General features: G+C 64.8%; 16 protein-coding genes. 9 read left to right on the top strand and 7 right to left on the bottom strand.

All coding sequences use genetic code 11. From position 1 onward, the window contains the following. Nucleotides 1-39 precede the first annotated feature (39 nt). From ACFOMF_RS07790 to argA, 4 genes are all read left to right on the top strand, one after another. A complete protein-coding gene (locus tag ACFOMF_RS07790; RefSeq protein ID WP_386363240.1) occupies nt 40-717 on the top strand; it encodes a TIGR00153 family protein in 678 nt (225 codons plus the stop codon). Nucleotides 718-753: 36 nt separating this feature from the next. Then, nucleotides 754-2,016 carry an inorganic phosphate transporter gene (locus ACFOMF_RS07795; protein WP_386363243.1) on the top strand — a complete coding sequence of 421 codons (1,263 nt, stop codon included), beginning with the start codon at nt 754-756 and terminating at the stop codon, nt 2,014-2,016. A 105-nt stretch (nt 2,017-2,121) separates the two neighbouring features. Next, complete coding sequence (gene argE / locus ACFOMF_RS07800; RefSeq protein WP_386363246.1) at nt 2,122-3,282, top strand: acetylornithine deacetylase; 1,161 nt, start codon at nt 2,122-2,124, stop codon at nt 3,280-3,282. Nucleotides 3,283-3,296: 14 nt separating this feature from the next. Further along, nucleotides 3,297-4,598, top strand: coding sequence for an amino-acid N-acetyltransferase (gene argA / locus ACFOMF_RS07805; RefSeq protein ID WP_386363250.1), 1,302 nt, complete (start codon nt 3,297-3,299; stop codon nt 4,596-4,598). Nucleotides 4,599-4,661: 63 nt separating this feature from the next. Here argA and gshA read toward each other — a convergent pair whose 3' ends face one another. From gshA to ompR, 3 genes are all read right to left on the bottom strand, one after another. Continuing rightward, the gene (gene gshA, locus ACFOMF_RS07810; RefSeq protein WP_386363253.1) at nt 4,662-6,239 is read right to left on the bottom strand and encodes a glutamate--cysteine ligase; all 1,578 of its coding nucleotides are present in this window, start codon (nt 6,237-6,239) and stop codon (nt 4,662-4,664) included. A 109-nt stretch (nt 6,240-6,348) separates the two neighbouring features. Continuing rightward, nucleotides 6,349-7,662, bottom strand: coding sequence for an ATP-binding protein (locus ACFOMF_RS07815; protein ID WP_386363255.1), 1,314 nt, complete (start codon nt 7,660-7,662; stop codon nt 6,349-6,351). A gap of 93 nt (nt 7,663-7,755) precedes the next feature. Further along, nucleotides 7,756-8,487 (bottom strand): osmolarity response regulator transcription factor OmpR, encoded by a 732-nt coding sequence (gene ompR, locus ACFOMF_RS07820; protein ID WP_386363258.1) that lies wholly within the window; start codon nt 8,485-8,487, stop codon nt 7,756-7,758. Nucleotides 8,488-8,676: 189 nt separating this feature from the next. On the opposite strand from ompR, the gene ACFOMF_RS07825 reads away from it, so the two are divergent. Further along, on the top strand, nt 8,677-10,980 hold the full coding sequence (locus ACFOMF_RS07825) for a Tex family protein (RefSeq protein WP_386363262.1): 2,304 nt from the start codon (nt 8,677-8,679) through the stop codon (nt 10,978-10,980). Further along, nucleotides 10,977-11,363: a PaaI family thioesterase gene (locus ACFOMF_RS07830; RefSeq protein WP_386363265.1), complete on the top strand. Its 387-nt coding sequence runs from the start codon at nt 10,977-10,979 to the stop codon at nt 11,361-11,363. The genes ACFOMF_RS07825 and ACFOMF_RS07830 overlap by 4 nt, the downstream gene beginning before the upstream one ends. A 2-nt stretch (nt 11,364-11,365) precedes the next feature. Here ACFOMF_RS07830 and rimK read toward each other — a convergent pair whose 3' ends face one another. Both rimK and rimB read right to left on the bottom strand, forming a co-directional pair. Next, entirely contained in the window at nt 11,366-12,271 is a 906-nt protein-coding gene (gene rimK / locus ACFOMF_RS07835; protein WP_386363268.1) for a 30S ribosomal protein S6--L-glutamate ligase, read from the bottom strand. Nucleotides 12,272-12,368: 97 nt separating this feature from the next. Next, the gene (gene rimB, locus ACFOMF_RS07840; RefSeq protein WP_386363271.1) at nt 12,369-12,824 is read right to left on the bottom strand and encodes a retropepsin-like aspartic endopeptidase RimB; all 456 of its coding nucleotides are present in this window, start codon (nt 12,822-12,824) and stop codon (nt 12,369-12,371) included. Nucleotides 12,825-13,090: 266 nt separating this feature from the next. On the opposite strand from rimB, the gene ACFOMF_RS07845 reads away from it, so the two are divergent. From ACFOMF_RS07845 to ACFOMF_RS07855, 3 genes are all read left to right on the top strand, one after another. Next, nucleotides 13,091-13,483, top strand: coding sequence for an RNA-binding S4 domain-containing protein (locus ACFOMF_RS07845; RefSeq protein ID WP_386363274.1), 393 nt, complete (start codon nt 13,091-13,093; stop codon nt 13,481-13,483). A 94-nt stretch (nt 13,484-13,577) separates the two neighbouring features. Next, nucleotides 13,578-14,465, top strand: coding sequence for an Hsp33 family molecular chaperone HslO (hslO, locus tag ACFOMF_RS07850; protein ID WP_386363277.1), 888 nt, complete (start codon nt 13,578-13,580; stop codon nt 14,463-14,465). 174 nt (nt 14,466-14,639) lie between these two features. Beyond that, nucleotides 14,640-16,184 carry a phosphoenolpyruvate carboxykinase gene (locus ACFOMF_RS07855; protein ID WP_386363280.1) on the top strand — a complete coding sequence of 515 codons (1,545 nt, stop codon included), beginning with the start codon at nt 14,640-14,642 and terminating at the stop codon, nt 16,182-16,184. Between the two features lie 87 nt (nt 16,185-16,271). Here ACFOMF_RS07855 and ACFOMF_RS07860 read toward each other — a convergent pair whose 3' ends face one another. After that, on the bottom strand, nt 16,272-16,739 hold the full coding sequence (locus tag ACFOMF_RS07860; protein WP_386363283.1) for a YMGG-like glycine zipper-containing protein: 468 nt from the start codon (nt 16,737-16,739) through the stop codon (nt 16,272-16,274). Nucleotides 16,740-16,880: 141 nt separating this feature from the next. Further along, the gene (locus ACFOMF_RS07865; RefSeq protein ID WP_386363286.1) at nt 16,881-19,064 is read right to left on the bottom strand and encodes an ATP-binding protein; all 2,184 of its coding nucleotides are present in this window, start codon (nt 19,062-19,064) and stop codon (nt 16,881-16,883) included. Between the last annotated feature and the right edge of the window lie 13 nt (nt 19,065-19,077).

A 19,077-nucleotide genomic window follows, 5' to 3' on the forward strand; every position in this document is an offset into this window, starting at 1 on the left:
GACCACAGCCAAGTTCTTGACGTCCGGAGTCATTTCGCTATGCCGATCAATTCCTTTGTCAGCCTGTTCGGCCGCTCGCCGATCGGTCCGATGCAACAGCACATGGCCAAGGCCCACGAGTGCGCCGCCAATCTGGTTCCGCTATTCGAAGCGGTGATTGCCGAGGACTGGCAGCAGGTCGAACGGATTCAGCGGGAAATGGCCGACCTGGAAAACGAGGCGGACAAGCTCAAGAAGAACGTGCGACAGCACCTGCCGAAAAGTCTGTTCCTACCGGTGCCGCGCTCGGATCTGCTGGATTTGCTGAGTGTACAGGACAAAGTCGCCAATCGTGCCAAGGATATCGCCGGGCTGATCCTGGGCCGTTGCATGACGGTTCCCGCTGGCATTCAGCCCCTGATGCTGGCGTTCGTGCAGCGCAGCGTCGACGCCAGCGCACAGGCGCTGAAGGCGCTGAACGAACTGGACGAGCTGCTCGAGACCGGCTTCAGCGGGCGCGAAGCCTCGCTGGTGGAGGCGATGGTGCAGGAGGTCAGCGAGATCGAGCGGGAAACCGACCGGATGCAGATCGAGGTGCGCCGTGAGCTCTACAAGCTGGAAAAGGAGCTGCCGCCTGTGGACGTCATCTTCCTCTACACGATCATCGAATGGATCGGTGACGTGGCTGATCGGGCCGAACGCGTCGGCAACCGACTCGAGCAATTGCTGGCGCGCTGAGCGCCGGCCGTCCTGTAGCCCTCACGGATTGTTCTTATGTCTATGATTGCGGATTACGGCTTTCTGCTTCTGGCGTTGGCCTGTCTCTTTGGTTTCTTCATGGCCTGGGGTGTGGGGGCCAACGATGTCGCCAACGCCATGGGCACCTCGGTTGGCTCGCGTGCGCTGACCATCAAGCAGGCGATCCTGATCGCCATGGTGTTCGAGTTCCTGGGTGCCTATCTGGCCGGTGGCGAGGTCACCCAGACGATCAAGGGCGGCCTGGTCGACGCCAACGTGATCTCCCCTGACCTGATGGTGCTGGGGATGATGTCGGCGCTGCTGGCCGCCGGCACCTGGTTGTTCATCGCCTCGCTGAAGGGCTGGCCGGTATCCACCACCCATTCGATCATCGGCGCCGTGGTGGGCTTTGCCGCCGTCGGCGTGTCCATGGAGGCGGTGCACTGGGCCGGGCTGGGGCCGATCGCCGCGAGTTGGGTGGTGTCGCCAGTGCTGTCTGGGGTGGTGTCCTTTCTGCTGTTCATGAGCGTGCAGAAGCTGATCATCGATACCGAGGAGCCGTTCCGCAACGCCAAGCGCTTCGTGCCGCTGTACATGTTCGCCACGGGCTTCATGGTCGCCGTCATGACCATCTCCCGGGGTCTCAAGCATGTCGGGCTGGATCTCAGCCCCGCCCAGAGCTTCGTGCTGTCGATGGGAGTGGGCGTGCTGGTGATGCTGCTCGGCATCGCGCTGCTCAGCCGCATTCGCATCGATGCCGAGGCGGACAAGAGCTTTCACTACGCCAGCGTGGAGAAGGTCTTTGCCGTCCTCATGATCTTCACCGCCTGCTCGATGGCCTTTGCCCACGGCTCCAACGACGTGGCCAACGCCGTCGGTCCGCTGGCGGCGGTGGTGGAGGTGATCCAGTCCGGTGGCGAGGCCGTGGGTGCCCAGGCCGTGCTGCCGCCGTGGGTGCTGCTGCTCGGTGCCATCGGCATCGTCGTCGGCCTTGGCACCTACGGCTACAAGGTGATCGCGACCATCGGCAAGGGCATTACCGAGCTGACCCCGAGCCGCGGCTTTGCCGCCGAACTGGCCACCGCGACCACCGTGGTCGGGGCCTCCGCCATCGGCCTGCCTGTCTCCACCACCCATACGCTGGTCGGCGCGGTGCTCGGTATCGGCATCGCCCGGGGCATCGGGGCACTGAACCTGGGGGTGGTGGGGTCGATCTTCATGTCCTGGCTGATCACCCTGCCGGCCGGCGCAGGTCTCTCGATCCTCTACTTCTTCATACTCCAGGCGATCTTCCTCTGATGCCTGCCGAACCCCGCCCTCCGGCGGGGTTCGTGTTTGCGGGCCTTGGAAAGCTGCCCCTTTCGTGTTTCCCTGACTGCAGATTTCTGCCTCTGGAGGACACCGGTGACCTTTCCTTCCCTCAAGGAGCAGTTCGCGGCGCTGATCGCCGCGCCCTCGGTAAGTTGCACCCAGCCCGACTGGGACCAGAGCAACCATCTGGTGATCGAGCGTCTGGCCCAGTGGCTGGGGGACCTCGGGTTTCGCTGCGAGACTCAGGAGATCGCCCCGGGCAAGTTCAATCTGCTGGCCTCCTATGGCAGTGGTCCCGGCGGACTGGTGCTGGCGGGCCACAGCGATACCGTTCCTTTCGACGCCGCGCGCTGGACCGCCAACCCGTTGCTGCTGCGCGAAGCGGATGACCGCTGGTACGGCCTGGGCAGCTGCGACATGAAGGGTTTCTTCCCGCTGGTCATCGAGGCCGTACGGCCGCTGCTGGAGCATGATTTCCGCCAGCCCCTGCTGATTCTCGCCACCTGTGACGAGGAGAGCTCCATGAGCGGTGCGCGGGCCCTTGCCGCCGCCGGGCGTCCGCTGGGGCGCGCCGCGGTGATCGGCGAGCCGACCGGACTCAAGCCGATCCGCCTGCACAAGGGCGTGATGATGGAACGCATCGACATCGAGGGGCAGAGCGGCCATTCGTCCAACCCGGCCTACGGGCGCAGCGCCCTCGAGGCGATGCATGGGGCCATGGGGGAGCTGATGGCGCTGCGCGCGCAGTGGCAGCAGCAATACCGCAACCCGATGTTCAACGTGCCCCAGCCCACCCTGAACCTCGGCTGCATCCATGGTGGCGACAACCCCAACCGCATCTGCGGCCAGTGCGCCCTGGAGTTCGACCTGCGGCCCCTGCCGGGCATGGAGCCGGAGCAGTTGCGCGCGGCGATCCGCGAGAAGCTTCGCCCGGTAGCCGAGCAGCATGGGGTACGCATCGACTATGCGCCGCTGTTTCCGGCGGTGCCGCCGTTCGAGGAGCCGGCTACCAGCGAGCTGGTCCGGGTCGCCGAAAAGCTCACAGGTCAGGCGGCCGAGGCGGTGGCATTCGGCACCGAAGCGCCCTATCTTCAGCAGTTGGGCTGCGAAACCCTGGTGCTTGGCCCAGGCGATATCGCCTGCGCCCATCAACCCGACGAATACCTCGAGCTCTCGCGGATCGAGCCTGGCGTTCGCATCCTGCGCAACCTGATCCAACACTATTGCCTGACCAGTCATCACGGCCAGGCTTGAGCAAGGCGCTCCGCATGCACGACTACGTCACCTGGCTTCGCCATTCCTCGCCCTACATCAATGCCCATCGCGATGGCACCTTTGTGGTCATGTTGCCCGGCGATGGTCTCGAGCACGCCAACTTCACCAATATCGTCCATGACCTGGTGCTGCTCCACAGCCTGGGCGTGCGTCTGGTCGTGGTGTTCGGCTCACGCCCGCAGATCGCTGCGCGGCTGGCGGCCCGGGGGATCGAGCCGCGCTACCACAAGGACCTGCGAATCACCGATGCCGATACCCTGGAGTGCGTGATCGACGCGGTGGGCAGTCTGCGCGTCGCGCTGGAGGCACGGCTGTCGATGGACATGGCCGCCTCGCCGATGCAGGGCGCGCGGTTGCGTGTGGCCAGCGGCAATTTCGTCACGGCGCGGCCCATCGGCGTGGTCGACGGGGTGGACTATCACCACACGGGCGAGGTGCGACGGATCGATCGCAAGGGCATCGCCCGGTTGCTCGACGAGCGCACCATAGTGCTGCTTTCCCCGCTGGGTTATTCGCCGACCGGTGAGATCTTCAACCTTGCCTGCGAGGACGTGGCGACCCGCGCCGCCATCGATCTGAAGGCCGACAAGCTGGTGCTCTACGGCGGCGAGCGGGGCCTGATCGGCGAGGACGGGCAACTGATCCGCGAACTCAGGCCGCAACAAGTGCCGGTGCATGTGGCCCGGCTGGGCGTCAGCAACTACCAGGCCGAACTGCTCGATGCTGCGGCCCAGGCCTGTCGTGCCGGGGTGCGCCGCAGTCATCTGGTGAGCTATGTCGACGACGGGGCGCTGCTCAACGAGCTGTTCACCCGCGACGGCGGCGGTACCCTGGTGGCCCAGGAGCAGTTCGAGCAGTTGCGTGAGGCAACCATCGAGGACGTCGGCGGCCTCATCGATCTGATCACCCCGCTGGAAGAACAGGGGATCCTGGTCCGTCGATCGAGAGAAGTGCTGGAGCGCGAGATCGGACAATTCAGCATCGTCGAGCGCGACGGACTGATCGTCGCCTGCGCCGCGCTCTATCCCATCGCCGGCTCCAGCGCCGGGGAGCTGGCCTGCCTGGCGGTGAGTTCCGAATATCGGCACGGCGGGCGGGGCGACGAGTTGCTCGAGCACATCGAACAGCGCGCCCGTCGGCTTGGCCTGAACAGCCTGATCGTGCTTACGACGCGGACCGCCCACTGGTTTCGCGAGCGAGGCTTCGAGCCCAGCAGCGTGGACCGGCTGCCTGCCGCCAGGGCGTCGATGTACAACTTCCAGCGCAACTCGAAGATATTCGAGAAGAAGCTCTGACCGTGGGCAAGGCGCTGAGACAGGGAGGCTGAGCACCACACTCGCCTCCGCTGCCTGCTGCGCCTAGCCGGCCTCCACGCTCTTCTGGTAGTGCTCGACGAACAGGTCGAACGGCATGTCATCGGCGGCTTCCATCGCCAGTTGCTGTTCGCGCGACTGAGCGGCGCGCTGGTCGAAATCGGCGAGCACTGCCGCATCCAGTGGCTGGCGATGGAAATAGTCGGCATGCGCCAGGCTTTGCGCCATGGCGAACTCGCGAAAGCCGACGCCCTGGGCGCGCATGCTTGCCAGCACCTGGGCCGAAGGCGTTAGCGCTGGATCCTCGACCTTGGCCTGCTGCAATACCACGGTCGCGCTGTAGCAGGCCTCGGCATGGCTGCGATCGAGCAACCTGGCGACCTGCTGGATCGAGTCGAGCAGCTCGCCCGCCCAGCGCTTGAGTTCGACCCGCTCGCCGCAGCGTTGCAGTTCGAGGCCCGGGCGCCGGCCTTCGCGCACTACGGTCAGGAAGTTTTCGCTGCTGGCGCGGCAGTCGCCGCTGGGCAGGGTGGGGCTGTCCTGAAGGACGCAGAACAGCAGGAAGGCGTCCATGAAGCGAGCCTGGTCGATATCGATGCCCAGCGGCAGGAAGGGGTTGATGTCCAGGCAGCGGACCTCGACGTACTGGATACCGCGTTCGCGCAGGGCCTGGATCGGCCGCTCGCCCGTACGGGTCACCCGCTTCGGGCGGATGTTCGAGTAGTACTCGTTTTCGATCTGCAACAGGTTGGTGTTGAGTTGCAGCCACTTCCCGTCACGCTTCTTGCCGGCCTGTTCATAGGCCGGGTAGGGCGTTGACACGGCCTTGCGCAGACTTTCGGTATAGCTGGCCAGATCGTCGTAGCAGGGGGTCAGCCCGGCCTGTGCGTTGTTCTGGTAGCCCAGGTCGCTCATGCGCAGGCTGGTGGCGTAGGGCATGTACAGGGTGTGCTCATCCCACTGCTCGAGCCTGTGTGGGCGACCGCGCAGGAAGCTTTTCTCGAGCGCCGGGGAGGCGCCGAACAGGTACATCAGCAGCCAGCTGTAGCGACGGAAATTGCGGATCAGGGCGATGTAGCGCTGGGAGCGGAATTCCTGCAGCGGCTGCTCGTCGCCTTCTTCATGCTGCAGCAGCGGCCAGAAGGCTTCCGGCAAAGAGAAGTTGTAATGGATGCCGGCGATGCACTGCATGGTCTTGCCATAGCGCAGCGCCAGGCCCTGGCGATAGACGTGCTTGAGCAGGCCGATATTGGAGCGCCCGTATTCGGCGACGGGGATCTGCGCCTCGTCCGGCAGCGGGCAGGGCATCGAGGCGCTCCACAGGTACTCGCCGGCCAGCCGCGCATAGGTGAAGCGGTGGATGCGCTCCAGCTCCAGGAGCGTCTGGTCAGGCGCGGTGGAGGTGCCGGTAATGAACTCGAGGAGGGCTTCGGAGTAATCGGTGGTGATCAGCGGGTGCGTCAGGGCCGAGCCCAGTTCGGGCGGATGTGGCCGCATGGACAGCTGCCCCTGGGTGTCGACGCGCAGGCACTCCCGCTCGATGCCGTGCAGACACCCGTTGAGCAGGGGGAGGTTGGCCGGCTCGGCCAGCAGTGCCAGGCGGCGGGAATAGAGGTCGCTCAAGTTACGGATTCCTTCTCAACAGTGGCCGCAATATGCGGGCTGGAGAAGGGCTCTACAAGAGGGATGACGAAATTCGCCGGGCCGGCCGATTGGCTGCAACCGGCGGCTATCAGACCGCGTCGCGAGGCAGCATCAGCCCCAGCGGCAGGCGCACCCGCGCTTCCAGGCCGCCACCCTCGCGGTTGCGCAGCTCGACGCTGCCGCCGTGCAGGGCCGCGATTCGCTTCACGATCGCCAGGCCTAGCCCAGCCCCCTGGCCGCCGCGAGCACGGTCGCCGCGAATGAAGGGGTTGAAGACTTCGTTCAGCTCGCCGGGAGCAATGCCGCTGCCGCGGTCGAGCACACTAAGGACCACGTAAGGCGCACTGCTGTCGTCACAGACACAGGCGGCCACCTCCACATCGGGGCCGGCGTAGCGCATGGCGTTTTCGATCAGATTCACCAGCAACCGCTTGATCGACACGCGGCGCAGCGGCATCACTGGCAGCGGCTCGAGACTCAGGCGGACCTGTCGCTCGTGCTGGTTGTAGGGGGCAGCGACTTCGCGAATCAGCGCAGCCAGGTCGGCTTCCTCGACCGGCTCGTCACGGCCATCGCGAACGAACGCCAGGAACTGGTCGAGGATGGCGTTCATGTCTTCCACGTCGCGGATCATGTCTTCGCCCAGTTCGGCATCGCTGCTCAGCAGCTCCAGTGACAGGCGCAGCCGGGTCAGCGGGGTGCGCAGGTCATGGGAGACGCCGGCCAGCATCAGCTCGCGCTCGCGTCCGGCCTGTTCGACGTCTTCGGCCATCTGGTTGAAGGCGCGGTACAGCTCCATCATTTCGCTCGGGGTGTCGCTCACCGGCAGTCGCACGCTGCGACCCTGGCCGATCTGCCGGGCGGCATAGACCAGGCGTTTGAGCGGTAGATTGAGCTGGCTGACGAAGATCCAGGCCGCACCGGTGGAAAGCAGACCGATGCCAAGAAACCAGGCGAGCACGTTCCAGATGTGCTGGCCGCGCAGAGGAAAGGCATACAGCGGCAGGGCCACCCAGTCGGGCCCGAGCGCCGGCGCCTTGACCCACAGCGATGGCAGCGGATGGGTGCGCACCCGGACTTCAGTCTGCTCGCCCAGCTCGCGCTGCATCTGCGCCTGGAAGATTTCCGAATAGGGCCAGTGGTATTCGCCCAGCGGCACCTCGTGCTCTTCCAGCCGGCGCAGCCCGGCCGCCTCGCCGATGCGCTCGCGCGCCTCGCCGTCCACCGCCCAGTAGGCGCGTAGGGTCAGCGCCGCGCCATGGCTGTACTGGCGATCGACCATGACATCCTCGTTCATCATCAGGTAGACGAGGGTCAGCACCTTCGAGAACAGCACGACCACCAGCACCATCCAAAGGGTGCGGGCAAAGAAGGATTGTGGAAACCAGAGGGGGGTTTTCATCAAAGCTGCGAGCCTCGAGCTTCAAGCTGCTGGAAGGGGAAAGCGACCGGACTGCTCAGCCCCGCTTGCGGCTTGGAACTTGCGGCTTTTGGCTCATTTGCTCCCATCCGGCACGAACACGTAGCCCACGCCCCATACCGTCTGGATGTAGCGCGGCTTGGACGGGTCGGGTTCGATCAGCCGGCGCAGACGGGAAATCTGTACGTCGATGGAGCGCTCCAGGGCGTCCCATTCGCGGCCGCGGGCAAGGTTCATGAGCTTGTCGCGGGTTAGCGGCTCGCGGGCATGCTGGACCAGCGCCCGAAGCACGGCGAATTCGCCGGTAGTGAGCATGTGGACCTGGTCGCCCTTGGTCAGCTCGCGGGTCGCCAGGGACAGGCGATACTCGCCAAAGGTGACGGTCTCGTCCTCGCTGGCCGGGGCGCCAGGTACGAGCGGAGCCTGGCGGCGCAGCACGGCGCGGATCCGCGCGAGCAGCTCGCGTGGGTTGAACGGCTTGGCCAGGTAGTCATCGGCACCCTGCTCGAGGCCCTGGATGCGGCTGGCCTCGTCGCCCTTGGCGGTGAGCATGATGATCGGCATCTGATTGTTCGCCTCGCGCAGCCGGTGGCAGGCGGTCAGGCCGTCCTCGCCGGGCAACATGAGGTCGAGCACCAGCAGGCTGAACAGCTCTCGCGCCAGCAGCCGGTCCATCTGCTCGGTGTTCTCCACCGCGCGTACCCGGTAACCCTGTTCACTGAGAAAGCGTTCCAGCAGGCGACGCAGACGGGCATCGTCGTCGACGATGAGGATCTTTTCGCCTTCCGCGGTGGCTGCAGTGTTCATGGCATCTCCTGAATCATTGTGGGGCGCATTATGGCGTACCGGTTGCGACCTCCATGGGTAACCATTGTTAGCATATTTTTCGCCCCGATGAGCCGTGCGGCTGGTGGGTGCGTTCCTGTTGCGCGCTTCCCCTATAATCGCGGCCTCGCGCAGGCCCGTCCTGCTAGTTCGACTGACCCGGGTAGTTTCATGGACATCAACAACCGTATCGCCGAAGAACTGGGCGTGCGCCCGCAACAGGTCGCCGCCGCCGTCACCCTGCTCGACGAAGGCTCGACGGTCCCCTTCATTGCCCGCTACCGCAAGGAAGTCACCGGCAGCCTCGACGACACCCAGCTGCGCAACCTGGAAGAACGCCTGCGCTACCTGCGCGAACTGAATGACCGGCGCGCGGCGATCCTCGCCAGCATCGAGGAGCAGGGCAAACTGACCCCCGAGCTGGCCCGGGTGATCGCTGAGGCCGATACCAAGACCCGTCTCGAGGACCTCTATCTGCCCTACAAGCAGAAGCGCCGGACCAAGGGCCAGATCGCCCTGGAAGCCGGGCTTGGCGAGCTCGCCGATTCGCTGTTCGCCGATCCGGCGTTGGACCCGGAAGCGGAGGCCGCGCGTTTCGTCGATGCCGAAAAAGGCTTCGCCGACAGCAAGGCCGTGCTCGACGGCGCCAAGTACATCCTCATGGAGCGCTTCGCAGAAGACGCCACGCTGCTCGAACGCCTGCGCGGCTTTCTCAAGCAGGAAGCGACCCTCAGCGCGCGGCTGGTCGCCGGCAAGGAGCAGGAGGGGGCCAAGTTCAGTGACTACTTCGAGCATGACGAGCCCTTCAAGAGCGTGCCCTCGCACCGCGCCCTGGCGATCTTTCGCGGACGCAACGAAGGGGTGCTCAGCGCCAGCCTCAAGGTGGGCGATGAGGCACCGGGCAGCCAGCATCCCGGCGAAGGCATGGTCGCCGAGCGGTTCGGCGTCCGTAGCGCCGGGCGCCCGGCGGACAAATGGCTTGCCGAAGTGGTGCGCTGGACCTGGAAGGTCAAGCTCTATACTCACCTGGAAACCGACCTGCTCGGCGAGCTGCGCGAGCAGGCCGAGGCCGAGGCGATAGGCGTGTTCGCACGCAACCTGCACGATCTCCTGCTGGCCGCGCCGGCCGGTCCGCGAGCGACCCTTGGGCTCGATCCGGGTCTGCGCACCGGGGTGAAGGTCGCCGTGGTCGATGCCACCGGCAAACTGCTCGACACCGCCACCGTCTATCCGCATGCGCCGAGAAACGACTGGGACGGTACCCTGGCGACCCTGGGTCGGCTTTGCGCCCGTCATGAGGTGGATCTGATCGCCATCGGCAACGGTACGGCCAGCCGTGAAACCGACAAGCTGGCTGCCGATCTGATCAAGAAGTATCCAGCCCTGAAGATGACCAAGATCATGGTCAGCGAGGCGGGCGCCTCGGTCTACTCGGCGTCGGAGCTTGCCGCGCGCGAGTTTCCCGGCCTAGATGTGTCGCTGCGCGGTGCGGTGTCCATCGCTCGCCGCCTGCAGGATCCGCTGGCCGAGCTGGTCAAGATCGACCCCAAATCCATCGGCGTCGGTCAGTACCAGCATGACGTCTCCCAGCTCAAGCTCGCCCGCAGCCTCGACGCCGTGGTCGAAGACTGTGTGAACGCGGTCGGGGTCGACGTGAACATGGCTTCCGCTGCGTTGCTGGCGCGCATCTCCGGCCTCAACGCGACCCTGGCGCAGAATATCGTCAGCTACCGCGATGCCAACGGGGCCTTCCGCTCGCGCAGCGAACTGAAAAAGGTGCCGCGCCTGGGCGACAAGACCTTCGAGCAGGCAGCAGGCTTCCTGCGAGTGATGAACAGCGATAATCCGCTGGATCGCTCAGGAGTGCATCCGGAGGCCTATCCGGTGGTCAAGCGCATCGCCGAAAGCAATGACCGTGACCTGCGCTCGCTGATTGGCGATTCGGCCCTGCTGCGCCGTCTGGATCCGGCCCGTTTCACCGACGAGACCTTTGGTCTGCCAACCGTCACCGACATCCTCAAGGAACTCGACAAGCCTGGCCGCGACCCGCGTCCGGAATTCAAGACCGCTGCCTTCCAGGAAGGCATCGAAAAACTCTCCGACCTGCAACCGGGCATGGTGCTTGAGGGTGTGGTCACCAATGTCACCAACTTCGGCGCGTTCGTCGACATCGGTGTGCATCAGGACGGCCTGGTGCACATCTCGGCGTTGTCGGAAAAATTCGTCAAGGACCCCTACGAAGTGGTCAAGGCGGGCGACATCGTCAAGGTCAAGGTGATGGAGGTTGACATTCCACGCAACCGCGTCGGGCTGTCCATGCGCATGTCCGATACCCCAGGCGAAAAGGTCGAGGCTCCGCGCGGCGGCGGCAAGCGTGGCGGCCAGGCAAAGCCGGCCCGACCTGCGCCAGCTACGGCACCCGCCAATCCGGCCATGGCGGCGTTGTTCGCCAACGCCCGGCAGATGCGCAAGTGAACGGTGCGGGCGAGGTCGGCCGCAGCAGCGCCTTCGGGCGGCTGCTGGGTCTGCGGATTGTCAGTTGTGGCGACGGCGAGGCGGTGGTGCTGATGGCCATGCATGACGGGCTGCGCAATCTGCACGGCAAGCTGCACGGTGGCGCGTTGTTTTCGCTGATCGACACGGCGATGGGACAGGCCAGCCACAGCTTCGACGACGGGGCGCCGGGCACCGTGACCCTGGAAAGCAAGATCAACTATATCCGCAGTGTCAGCGAGGGCGAGATCCGCTGCCGTGCCTGGGTGGTGCACAACGGCCGGCGTACCCAGGTGCTGGAGGCTGAGGTGCTGCAGGGCGACAAGCTGGTTGCCAAGGCCCAGGCCACCTTTGCCCGGCTCTAGGCTCAGCCCTTGCCTCGAGTGCGGGTCAGGCCGTGCTCGGCGTTGCGCTCCAGATATTGGATGATGATGGAGGCAACGTCGCGGCCGGTGGTGGTTTCGATGCCTTCCAGGCCGGGCGAGGAGTTGACCTCCATGACCAGCGGGCCGTGGTTGGAGCGCAGGATGTCCACCCCGGCCACGTTCAGGCCCATGACCCGGGCGGCACGAATGGCGGTCATGCGCTCTTCGGGGGTGATCTTGATCAGGCTGGCCTGGCCGCCCCGGTGCAGGTTGGAGCGAAACTCGCCGGGCGCGGCCTGGCGTTTCATGGAGGCGATCACCTTGTCGCCCACCACGAAGCAGCGAATGTCGGCGCCACCCGCCTCGCCTATGTATTCCTGGACCATGATGTCCTGCTTCAGGCCCATGAAGGCCTCGATCACCGATTCGGCGGCTTTTTCGGTTTCGCAAAGGACCACGCCGATGCCTTGGGTCCCTTCGAGCACCTTGATCACCAGCGGTGCGCCGTTGACCATGCGGATCAGGTCGGGGATGTCGTCGGGCGAGTGGGCGAAACCGGTTACCGGCAGGCCGATGCCCTTGCGCGAGAGCAACTGCAGCGAGCGCAGCTTGTCGCGGGAGCGGGTGATGGCGACCGACTCGTTGAGCGGGAAAACGCCCATCATCTCGAACTGACGAAGCACCGCGCAGCCGTAGAAGGTCACCGAGGCGCCGATCCGCGGGATCACCGCGTCAAACCCGTCCAGCGCAGTGCCGCGGTAGTGGATCTGCGGCTTGTGGCTGGCGATGTTCATGTACGCCCGCAGGGTATCGATGACCTGCATCTGGTGCCCTCGCTGCTCTCCGGCTTCCACCAGGCGCCGCGTCGAATACAGGCGTGGATTACGTGACAACACTGCGATCTTCATTGAGCACCAGGCCATTCGGGGAGCGGAGCAGAAAGGTTCAAGTTTACGTGGAGTGCCGGCGCATTCCGAGACATGCCAGGCGGACTGCGACAGTTTTTCAGTTGCCGGTGAGGCTATGGGGCTTGTCCTGCAGGTAGGTGCGCGACGGGTCCACCAACCAGCGCCCGGTGACCAGTGCCTTGGAGCCGAGCAGCATGCGATAACGCATGGTCTTGCGGCACGTCAGGGTGAACTCCACCGCCCAGGTCCGATCGCCCAGTGCCAGCGGGGTGCGGATCACGTAGCGGGTCTGCACCTGGCCGTTGGAGCTCTTGATCGTCTTGCGCGTCACCAGCGGTGCCTCGCAGCGGTGTCGGCGCTGCACCAGCGTGCCCAGGTGGGCGGTAAAGCGTACCCAGCGCTCGCCGCCGCGCTCGAATTCGCTGATGTCCGAGGCGTGCAGCACGGAAGTCGACGCGCCAGTGTCGATCTTCGCGCGCAGGCCGGCCACGCCCAGTTCGGGCAGCGCCACCCATTCGCGCAGGCCGATCAGTCTGTCGGAATCGGTCGTCATCGGGAGGGTCCGCAGGATTTGGGCGCATTCTAGCAGGGTGGCGAGAAACTGAGCGGCCCGCGCGTTCATCATCCGGCACATGACAAGGCCCGAGCACTGGGCCACTCTAGTAGCCTGTTTGGTTGGTTCAGTTAGCCAGTTTCGGCGCTCACGGCCCCGATGCTGCGTTGCCGCTCCTTGTCTCGGAACCACGATCATCCGAACTTGAGTTAACCAGCTAACCGCACAGGCCACCAGGTCATCGCATCAAGGCAGGTAATCAGTAGATGATGAGTGACGACGCCAAGGTACGTCTGGATAAATGGTTGTGGGCGGCGCGCTTTTTCAAGACGCGGGCGCTGGCCAAGGAAGCGATCGAGGGCGGCAAGGTGCATTGCCGGGGCGAGCGCTGCAAGCCCGCCAAGGAGCCGAAGGTGGGTGAGGAGTACGTCATCCGCATCGGCTTTGACGAGCGCAGGGTGAAGGTGCTGGTGCTATCGGGCGTCCGGCGCGGCGCGCCCGAGGCGCAGACGCTCTATGAGGAAACCGCCGAAAGTCGCGAACGTCGCGAGCAGGCCGCGGCGCTGCGAAAGGCCGGTGGGCTTGGGGTCGAAACCGAGGGGCGGCCCAGCAAGAAGCAGCGCCGCCAGTTGTACTACCTGCGCAAGGGCGCCGGCTGATGGGCACCAACAGAATATTACCGCGTCGCTCGGCTCTTGGTCGGCGCCGCAGAACTGCCTAGAATCCGCGATCCGCATACAACCCGAGTCCGGCATGTCAGATCATACTCAGCGCTTTCTCTTCGAAGACACCGACGTCCGCGGCGAAATGGTCAGGCTCGATGCCAGTTACGCGCAGGTGCTGGCCAAGCATCCCTATCCCGAGCCTGTTGCCCAGCTGCTTGGCGAGATGATGGCCGCTGCCGGGCTGCTGATCGGCACGCTGAAATTCGACGGCCTGCTGGTGCTTCAGGCACGTTCCGGTGGTGCCGTACCGTTGCTCATGGTCGAATGCTCCAGCGGCCGCGAGATACGCGGCATCGCCCGCTACGAGGCCGACCAGATCCTGCCAGGAGCAGGACTGGCCGAGCTGATGCCCGAGGGCGTGCTGGCGATAACCGTCGACCCGGCCAAGGGCAAGCGCTACCAGGGCATCGTGGCGCTGGACGGCCATAGCCTTGCCGCCTGCTTTTCGCGCTATTTCGCCTCTTCCGAGCAGCTGCCGACCCGTTTCTGGCTGAATGCCGACGGGCGCCAGGCCTGTGGGATGCTGCTGCAGCAATTGCCAGCCGACCGGATTCGGGACGCGACGGCACGCGAAAGCAGCTGGCAGCATCTGACCACCCTGGCCGACACCCTGACCGCGGAAGAGCTCCTGAGCCTCGACGCTCCGACGCTCCTGCATCGTCTCTACCATCAAGAGCCGGTAAGGCTGTTCGACCCGCTCGAGGTCCGCTTCCACTGCAGCTGCTCGCGCGAGCGCTCTGCCACTGCCCTGGTCAGCCTCGGCCAGGCCGATGCCGAGGCGCTGGTCGAAGAGCAGGGTGGTGAGGTCACCATCGATTGCCAATTCTGCAACCAGCGCTACGCCTTCGATGCGGCTGATATCGCCCAACTGTTCGCCGGGGGCGGCAGCGAGGCGCCGTCGGCCACGCGCCACTGACGCGGCGGGGTTCCGGCCCCCCAGACGGGGCGGAACCTTTGTGCTATCACAGGTTCAATATCCAGCGCGCTGCCTTTTCTGGCATAATTCAGCGCTCTTTTCGACGTGTGGCGAACATGATGTTCAGCCACGACCTGCTTGGAGGAATCGGCCAGGAGCCGAACGGGAACTCTCATGACGCAACCCACTAACGCCGTGTACACCGACATCAGCAGCGCTCAACTGATCGAAGAGGCCGTCCGGCGCGGAGAGGGTGAGCTGGCTGCCAATGGCTCTTTGGTTGTCAAGACCGGCCACCGCACTGGACGCTCCCCTGCAGATCGTTTCATCGTTGAAGAGCCCGGCACCCAGGGCAAGATTGCCTGGGGTGGCATCAATCGTCCTTTCTCGGCCGACCGTTTCGGTCCGCTGTGGGAGCGTGTCCAGGCCTATCTCGGCGAGCGCGAACGTTTCGTCTCGCATGTCCATGTCGGTGCCGATCCCGAGCATTACCTGCCGGTCTCCATGACCACTGAAACCGCCTGGCACAACCTCTTCGGCCGCTGCCTGTTCATCAATCCGGAAACCTACAACCCGGCTGATCGCAGCGAATGGCAGATTCTCAACGCGCCGTTCTTTCAGTGTGATCCGGAGCGTGACGGCACCAATTCCGATGGTTGCGTGATCATCAACTTCGCCGAGCGCAAGGTCCTGATCGCAGGCATGCGCTATGCGGGCGAAATGAAGAAGGCCATGTTCTCGGTACAGAACTTCCTGCTCCCGGAAGTCGACGTACTGCCGATGCACTGCGCTGCCAACGTGGGCGAGGAGGGCGACGTCACGCTGTTCTTCGGCCTGTCCGGCACCGGCAAGACCACCCTCTCGGCAGACCAGAGCCGCTACCTGATCGGCGATGACGAGCACGGCTGGGGTGTGGGCAGCGTATTCAATATCGAGGGCGGTTGCTACGCCAAATGCATCGACCTGTCCGCCAAGAACGAGCCGGTGATCTGGCAGGCGATCCAGTTCGGTGCCGTGCTGGAAAACGTGGTGCTCGATCCGAAGACCCGGCTGCCCGATTACACGAACGACAGCCTGACCCAGAACACTCGCGCCGCCTACCCGCTGGAGCTGATCGAGAAGCGTGTCGAGGCCAACCGTGCCGGTGAGCCGAACGCAGTGATCTTCCTCACCTGCGACCTGACCGGCGTGCTGCCGCCCGTTTCGATCCTCAACGAAGAACAGGCGGCCTACCACTTCCTGTCGGGCTATACCGCCCTGGTGGGTTCGACCGAAATGGGGTCGGGCAGCGGCATCAAGTCAACCTTCTCCACCTGCTTTGGCGCTCCCTTCTTCCCACGCCCGGCAGGCGAGTATGCAGAGTTGCTGATCAAGCGCATCAATGGCTTTGGTTCCAAGGTGTATCTGGTCAACACCGGCTGGACCGGCGGTGGCTACGGTGTCGGCAAGCGCTTCAGCATTCCGACCACTCGCGCGGTCATCGCTGCGATCCAGAGCGGCGCGCTGGTCGGTACCGAAACCGAACAACTGCCGATCATCAACCTGAGCGTGCCGGTCAGCGTGCCGGGTGTCGAAACCGAGCTGCTCAACCCGCGCAATACCTGGGCAGACAAGGACGCCTACGACGAAGCCGCCAAGGCGCTCGCCAAGCTGTTCATCGACAATTTCCACAAGTTCGATGTACCTGACGCCATCCGTGATGCAGGCCCGCAGCTGTAAGCTGAGGGAGAAACAAGAAGACCGCCGAAAGGCGGTCTTCTTGTTTGGGCGTTGCCCCCTGCCGCTGGGCGCCAGGGGGGTTAGGTTTCAGCGGTGGTGCTTGTGCCACTGTTCCTTGTAGTGCCCTTTACCGGGATGTTTGGCGTGACGCGGCTTGTCATGGTGACGGCGGTTGCGGTCGCTGCTGCTCTTGCCGTCGCCGCCATAAATGTTGCCCAGGGCTCCACCGGCCGCGCCGCCGACAGCGGCGCCAATCAGGCCGCCAGTGCTGCCGCCGGTCTGCTGGCCAATCACATTGCCACCTGCGGCGCCCAGGCCGCCGCCTATGGCCGCTTCGGTGCGGCTCTTGCGGTCCGCGCCGATCATGCTGCCGGCTGCACCGCCGACACCGGCACCAATGGTGGCTCCGGTCGAACCGCCGAGGTGTTCGCCAACGACAGTTCCGAGGGTGCCGCCGAGGGCGCCGCCGACAGCGGCTTCAGTGGTATTGCCGGCCATCGCGCCAGACGCGCCAGCCAGGCTCAAGGACAACAGGAGCATAGACGAATACTTCATACATCATTCCTGTAAAGAGACGCTGAAAGCCCGACGTCGGAACCTTCTCGCGGCGGGCGAACCCTTGTTGACATCTCCTGTCAGACACCGTTGGTCGGGATTGAGTTCCGCTTCGCTTGTTGCCAGGGCGCTCGGGCGGGCTTACCGCCCGAGCGCATCTTGTACATGGCGAATCAAGGTGTCTACGGTGAATGGTTTGCTAATGAGATCCATGCCCGGTTCCAGAAAGCCACTGCTGGCGGCCTGAGCCGCATAGCCGGTCATGAACAGGATGCGCAGGTCCGGCCGGCGCTCTCGCGCCAGATCCGCTACCTGGCGGCCGTTCATGCCGGGCAGGCCCACATCGGATACCAGTAGGTCGATTCGCGCCGGGGATTCGAGCAGGGCCAGGGCCGCAGCGCCTTCTGCCGCCTCAAGCACTTCGTAGCCCAGTTCGGCGAGCAACTCGACCACCAGCAGCCGCACCGCGGCGTCGTCTTCAAGCACGAGCACAGCCTCGCCCTGGCGTGCCAGGGCCGAGCGTGCGGGCTGGACCTGTGCTTCCTCGGTATGCAGTTCGCCTTCGTGCACAGGCAGATAGAGGCTGACCTCTGTGCCCACATCGCTCTCGCTGGTCAGCTGGACGTGGCCGCCGGACTGGCGGACAAAACCGTAGATCATCGACAATCCGAGACCGGTACCCTGGCCGATCGGCTTGGTGGTGAAGAAGGGTTCGAAGGCGCTGGCCAGTACCTTGGGCGACATGCCGCAGCCGCTGTCGCTGACGCTGAGTACCACATACTGGCCGGGCGGCAGGTCGCCAAGGCGAGTGCCGGGTTCGAGTTTCAGGTTGCGCGTGGCAATGCGCAGGGTTCCGCCATCGGGCATCGCATCGCGGGCATTGATGACCAGATTGAGCAGGGCGCTCTCCAACTGGTTCTCGTCGCTGATCGCTGCCCAGGCGCTGTGGTCGAGGTCCGGCTGGATGAGGATGTGCGGGCCCAGGGTGCGGATGAAGAGCTCGCGCATCGACTCGATCAGCGCGTTCAGGTCCACCCGCTTGAGGTCCAGCGGTTGCCGGCGGGAAAACGCCAGCAGGCGGTGGGTGAGCGCGGCGGCGCGGTTGGCCGAGGTGGTCGCCGCCTCGATGAATCGCTGGGTTTCGCTATGCCGCCCCGACTTGATGTAGTGCTGGATCAGGTCGAGCCCGCCGATGATGCCGGTGAGCATGTTGTTGAAGTCATGGGCGATACCGCCGGTAAGTTGGCCGACCGCCTCCATCTTCTGCGCCTGGCGCAGGGCTTCCTGGGCCTGTTCGCGTTTGGCCATTTCCGCCAGCAGTCGCTCGTAGACTTCTGCCAGGGCACTGGTGCGCTCCTGGATACGGCTTTCCAGCGTTTCGTTGAGTTCGCGCAGCTCCGCCTCGCTCTGGCGCAGGGCTTCTTCGCTGGCTTGCTGACGGGTGATGTCCATGATCGCGCCGGGGAAGCGCAGAGGCGTCCCCTGGTCGTCGTAATGGCAGCGACCTCGGGCAAAGGCCCAGCGCACCTCCTCGTCGATACCGTTGAGGCGGTAGCGCTCGGCAAGTGACCCGCTGTGGTGGATGCAATGGTCTATGGCCGCCAACATGCGCTCGCGGTCGCTCGGGTGGATGTGATCAGTGAAGCTTTTCAGGCTGAGGCCGGGCGTGGCGCCCGGCATGTTCATCGGAACCAGGCTGAAGAAGTCAGGCTGTTGACGGTAATCGCTTTCGCGCAGGTCCCAGTCCCAGATGCCCAGCAGGTCACTGGCTTCCAGGGCGAGTTGCAGTCGCTGCTCGCTGAGGCGGTGGTTATGGGCGCTGAGCTTGTAATGGAAGGCCGCCTCGCTGAGGCGAGCCTCGTTCTGCATCTGCTCGGTGACGTCGACAGGGCAGAGCAGTACCCCGGCGACGACACCATCCTGGCGAATGGGGCTGAAGGCCATGTCCAACCAGGTGGCGATGCCCTTGCCCCGACGACGGATCCGCAGGCTGCAGCGGCGCAGAAGCGATGATTCGCCACGGAGTGCCGCTTGCCAGGCCTCCGTCAGAAGTGCCCAGTCCTGGCCCCAGGACCGGGCTGCCGGTGCGCCGAGGGCGTTCGGGTGCTGGTCGCCGACCAGGTCTGCATGGGCATCATTGTACAGCTGCAGGGCATCGTCGCCCCAGAGGATGCACATCGGCAGGGGGGATTCGAGTGCAGTATCCAGCAGGTGACCCAGTCCGCCTGACTTGGTCAGGAGCGGAACGGATCCGGGGCTGGCCTGGTAGAGCTGGCGAATCCTTTCCGCCATTGCGCCGTTACCGCTCGGCCATTGGTATGTCATTGGAGATTCCCTT

Source organism: Stutzerimonas tarimensis, from assembly GCF_042648805.1.
Taxonomy (GTDB): Bacteria; Pseudomonadota; Gammaproteobacteria; order Pseudomonadales; family Pseudomonadaceae; genus Azomonas; species Azomonas tarimensis.

Coding starts and splice junctions, on each gene's coding strand:
- ACFOMF_RS07790 (WP_386363240.1), top strand. CDS start 40: ATGCCGATCAATTCCTTTGTCAGCCTGTTCGGCCGCTCGCCGATCGGT.
- ACFOMF_RS07795 (WP_386363243.1), top strand. CDS start 754: ATGTCTATGATTGCGGATTACGGCTTTCTGCTTCTGGCGTTGGCCTGT.
- argA (WP_386363250.1), top strand. CDS start 3,297: ATGCACGACTACGTCACCTGGCTTCGCCATTCCTCGCCCTACATCAAT.
- ACFOMF_RS07815 (WP_386363255.1), bottom strand. CDS start 7,662: ATGAAAACCCCCCTCTGGTTTCCACAATCCTTCTTTGCCCGCACCCTT.
- ompR (WP_386363258.1), bottom strand. CDS start 8,487: ATGAACACTGCAGCCACCGCGGAAGGCGAAAAGATCCTCATCGTCGAC.
- ACFOMF_RS07825 (WP_386363262.1), top strand. CDS start 8,677: ATGGACATCAACAACCGTATCGCCGAAGAACTGGGCGTGCGCCCGCAA.
- rimK (WP_386363268.1), bottom strand. CDS start 12,271: ATGAAGATCGCAGTGTTGTCACGTAATCCACGCCTGTATTCGACGCGG.
- rimB (WP_386363271.1), bottom strand. CDS start 12,824: ATGACGACCGATTCCGACAGACTGATCGGCCTGCGCGAATGGGTGGCG.
- ACFOMF_RS07845 (WP_386363274.1), top strand. CDS start 13,091: ATGATGAGTGACGACGCCAAGGTACGTCTGGATAAATGGTTGTGGGCG.
- hslO (WP_386363277.1), top strand. CDS start 13,578: ATGTCAGATCATACTCAGCGCTTTCTCTTCGAAGACACCGACGTCCGC.
- ACFOMF_RS07855 (WP_386363280.1), top strand. CDS start 14,640: ATGACGCAACCCACTAACGCCGTGTACACCGACATCAGCAGCGCTCAA.
- ACFOMF_RS07860 (WP_386363283.1), bottom strand. CDS start 16,739: ATGAAGTATTCGTCTATGCTCCTGTTGTCCTTGAGCCTGGCTGGCGCG.
- ACFOMF_RS07865 (WP_386363286.1), bottom strand. CDS start 19,064: ATGACATACCAATGGCCGAGCGGTAACGGCGCAATGGCGGAAAGGATT.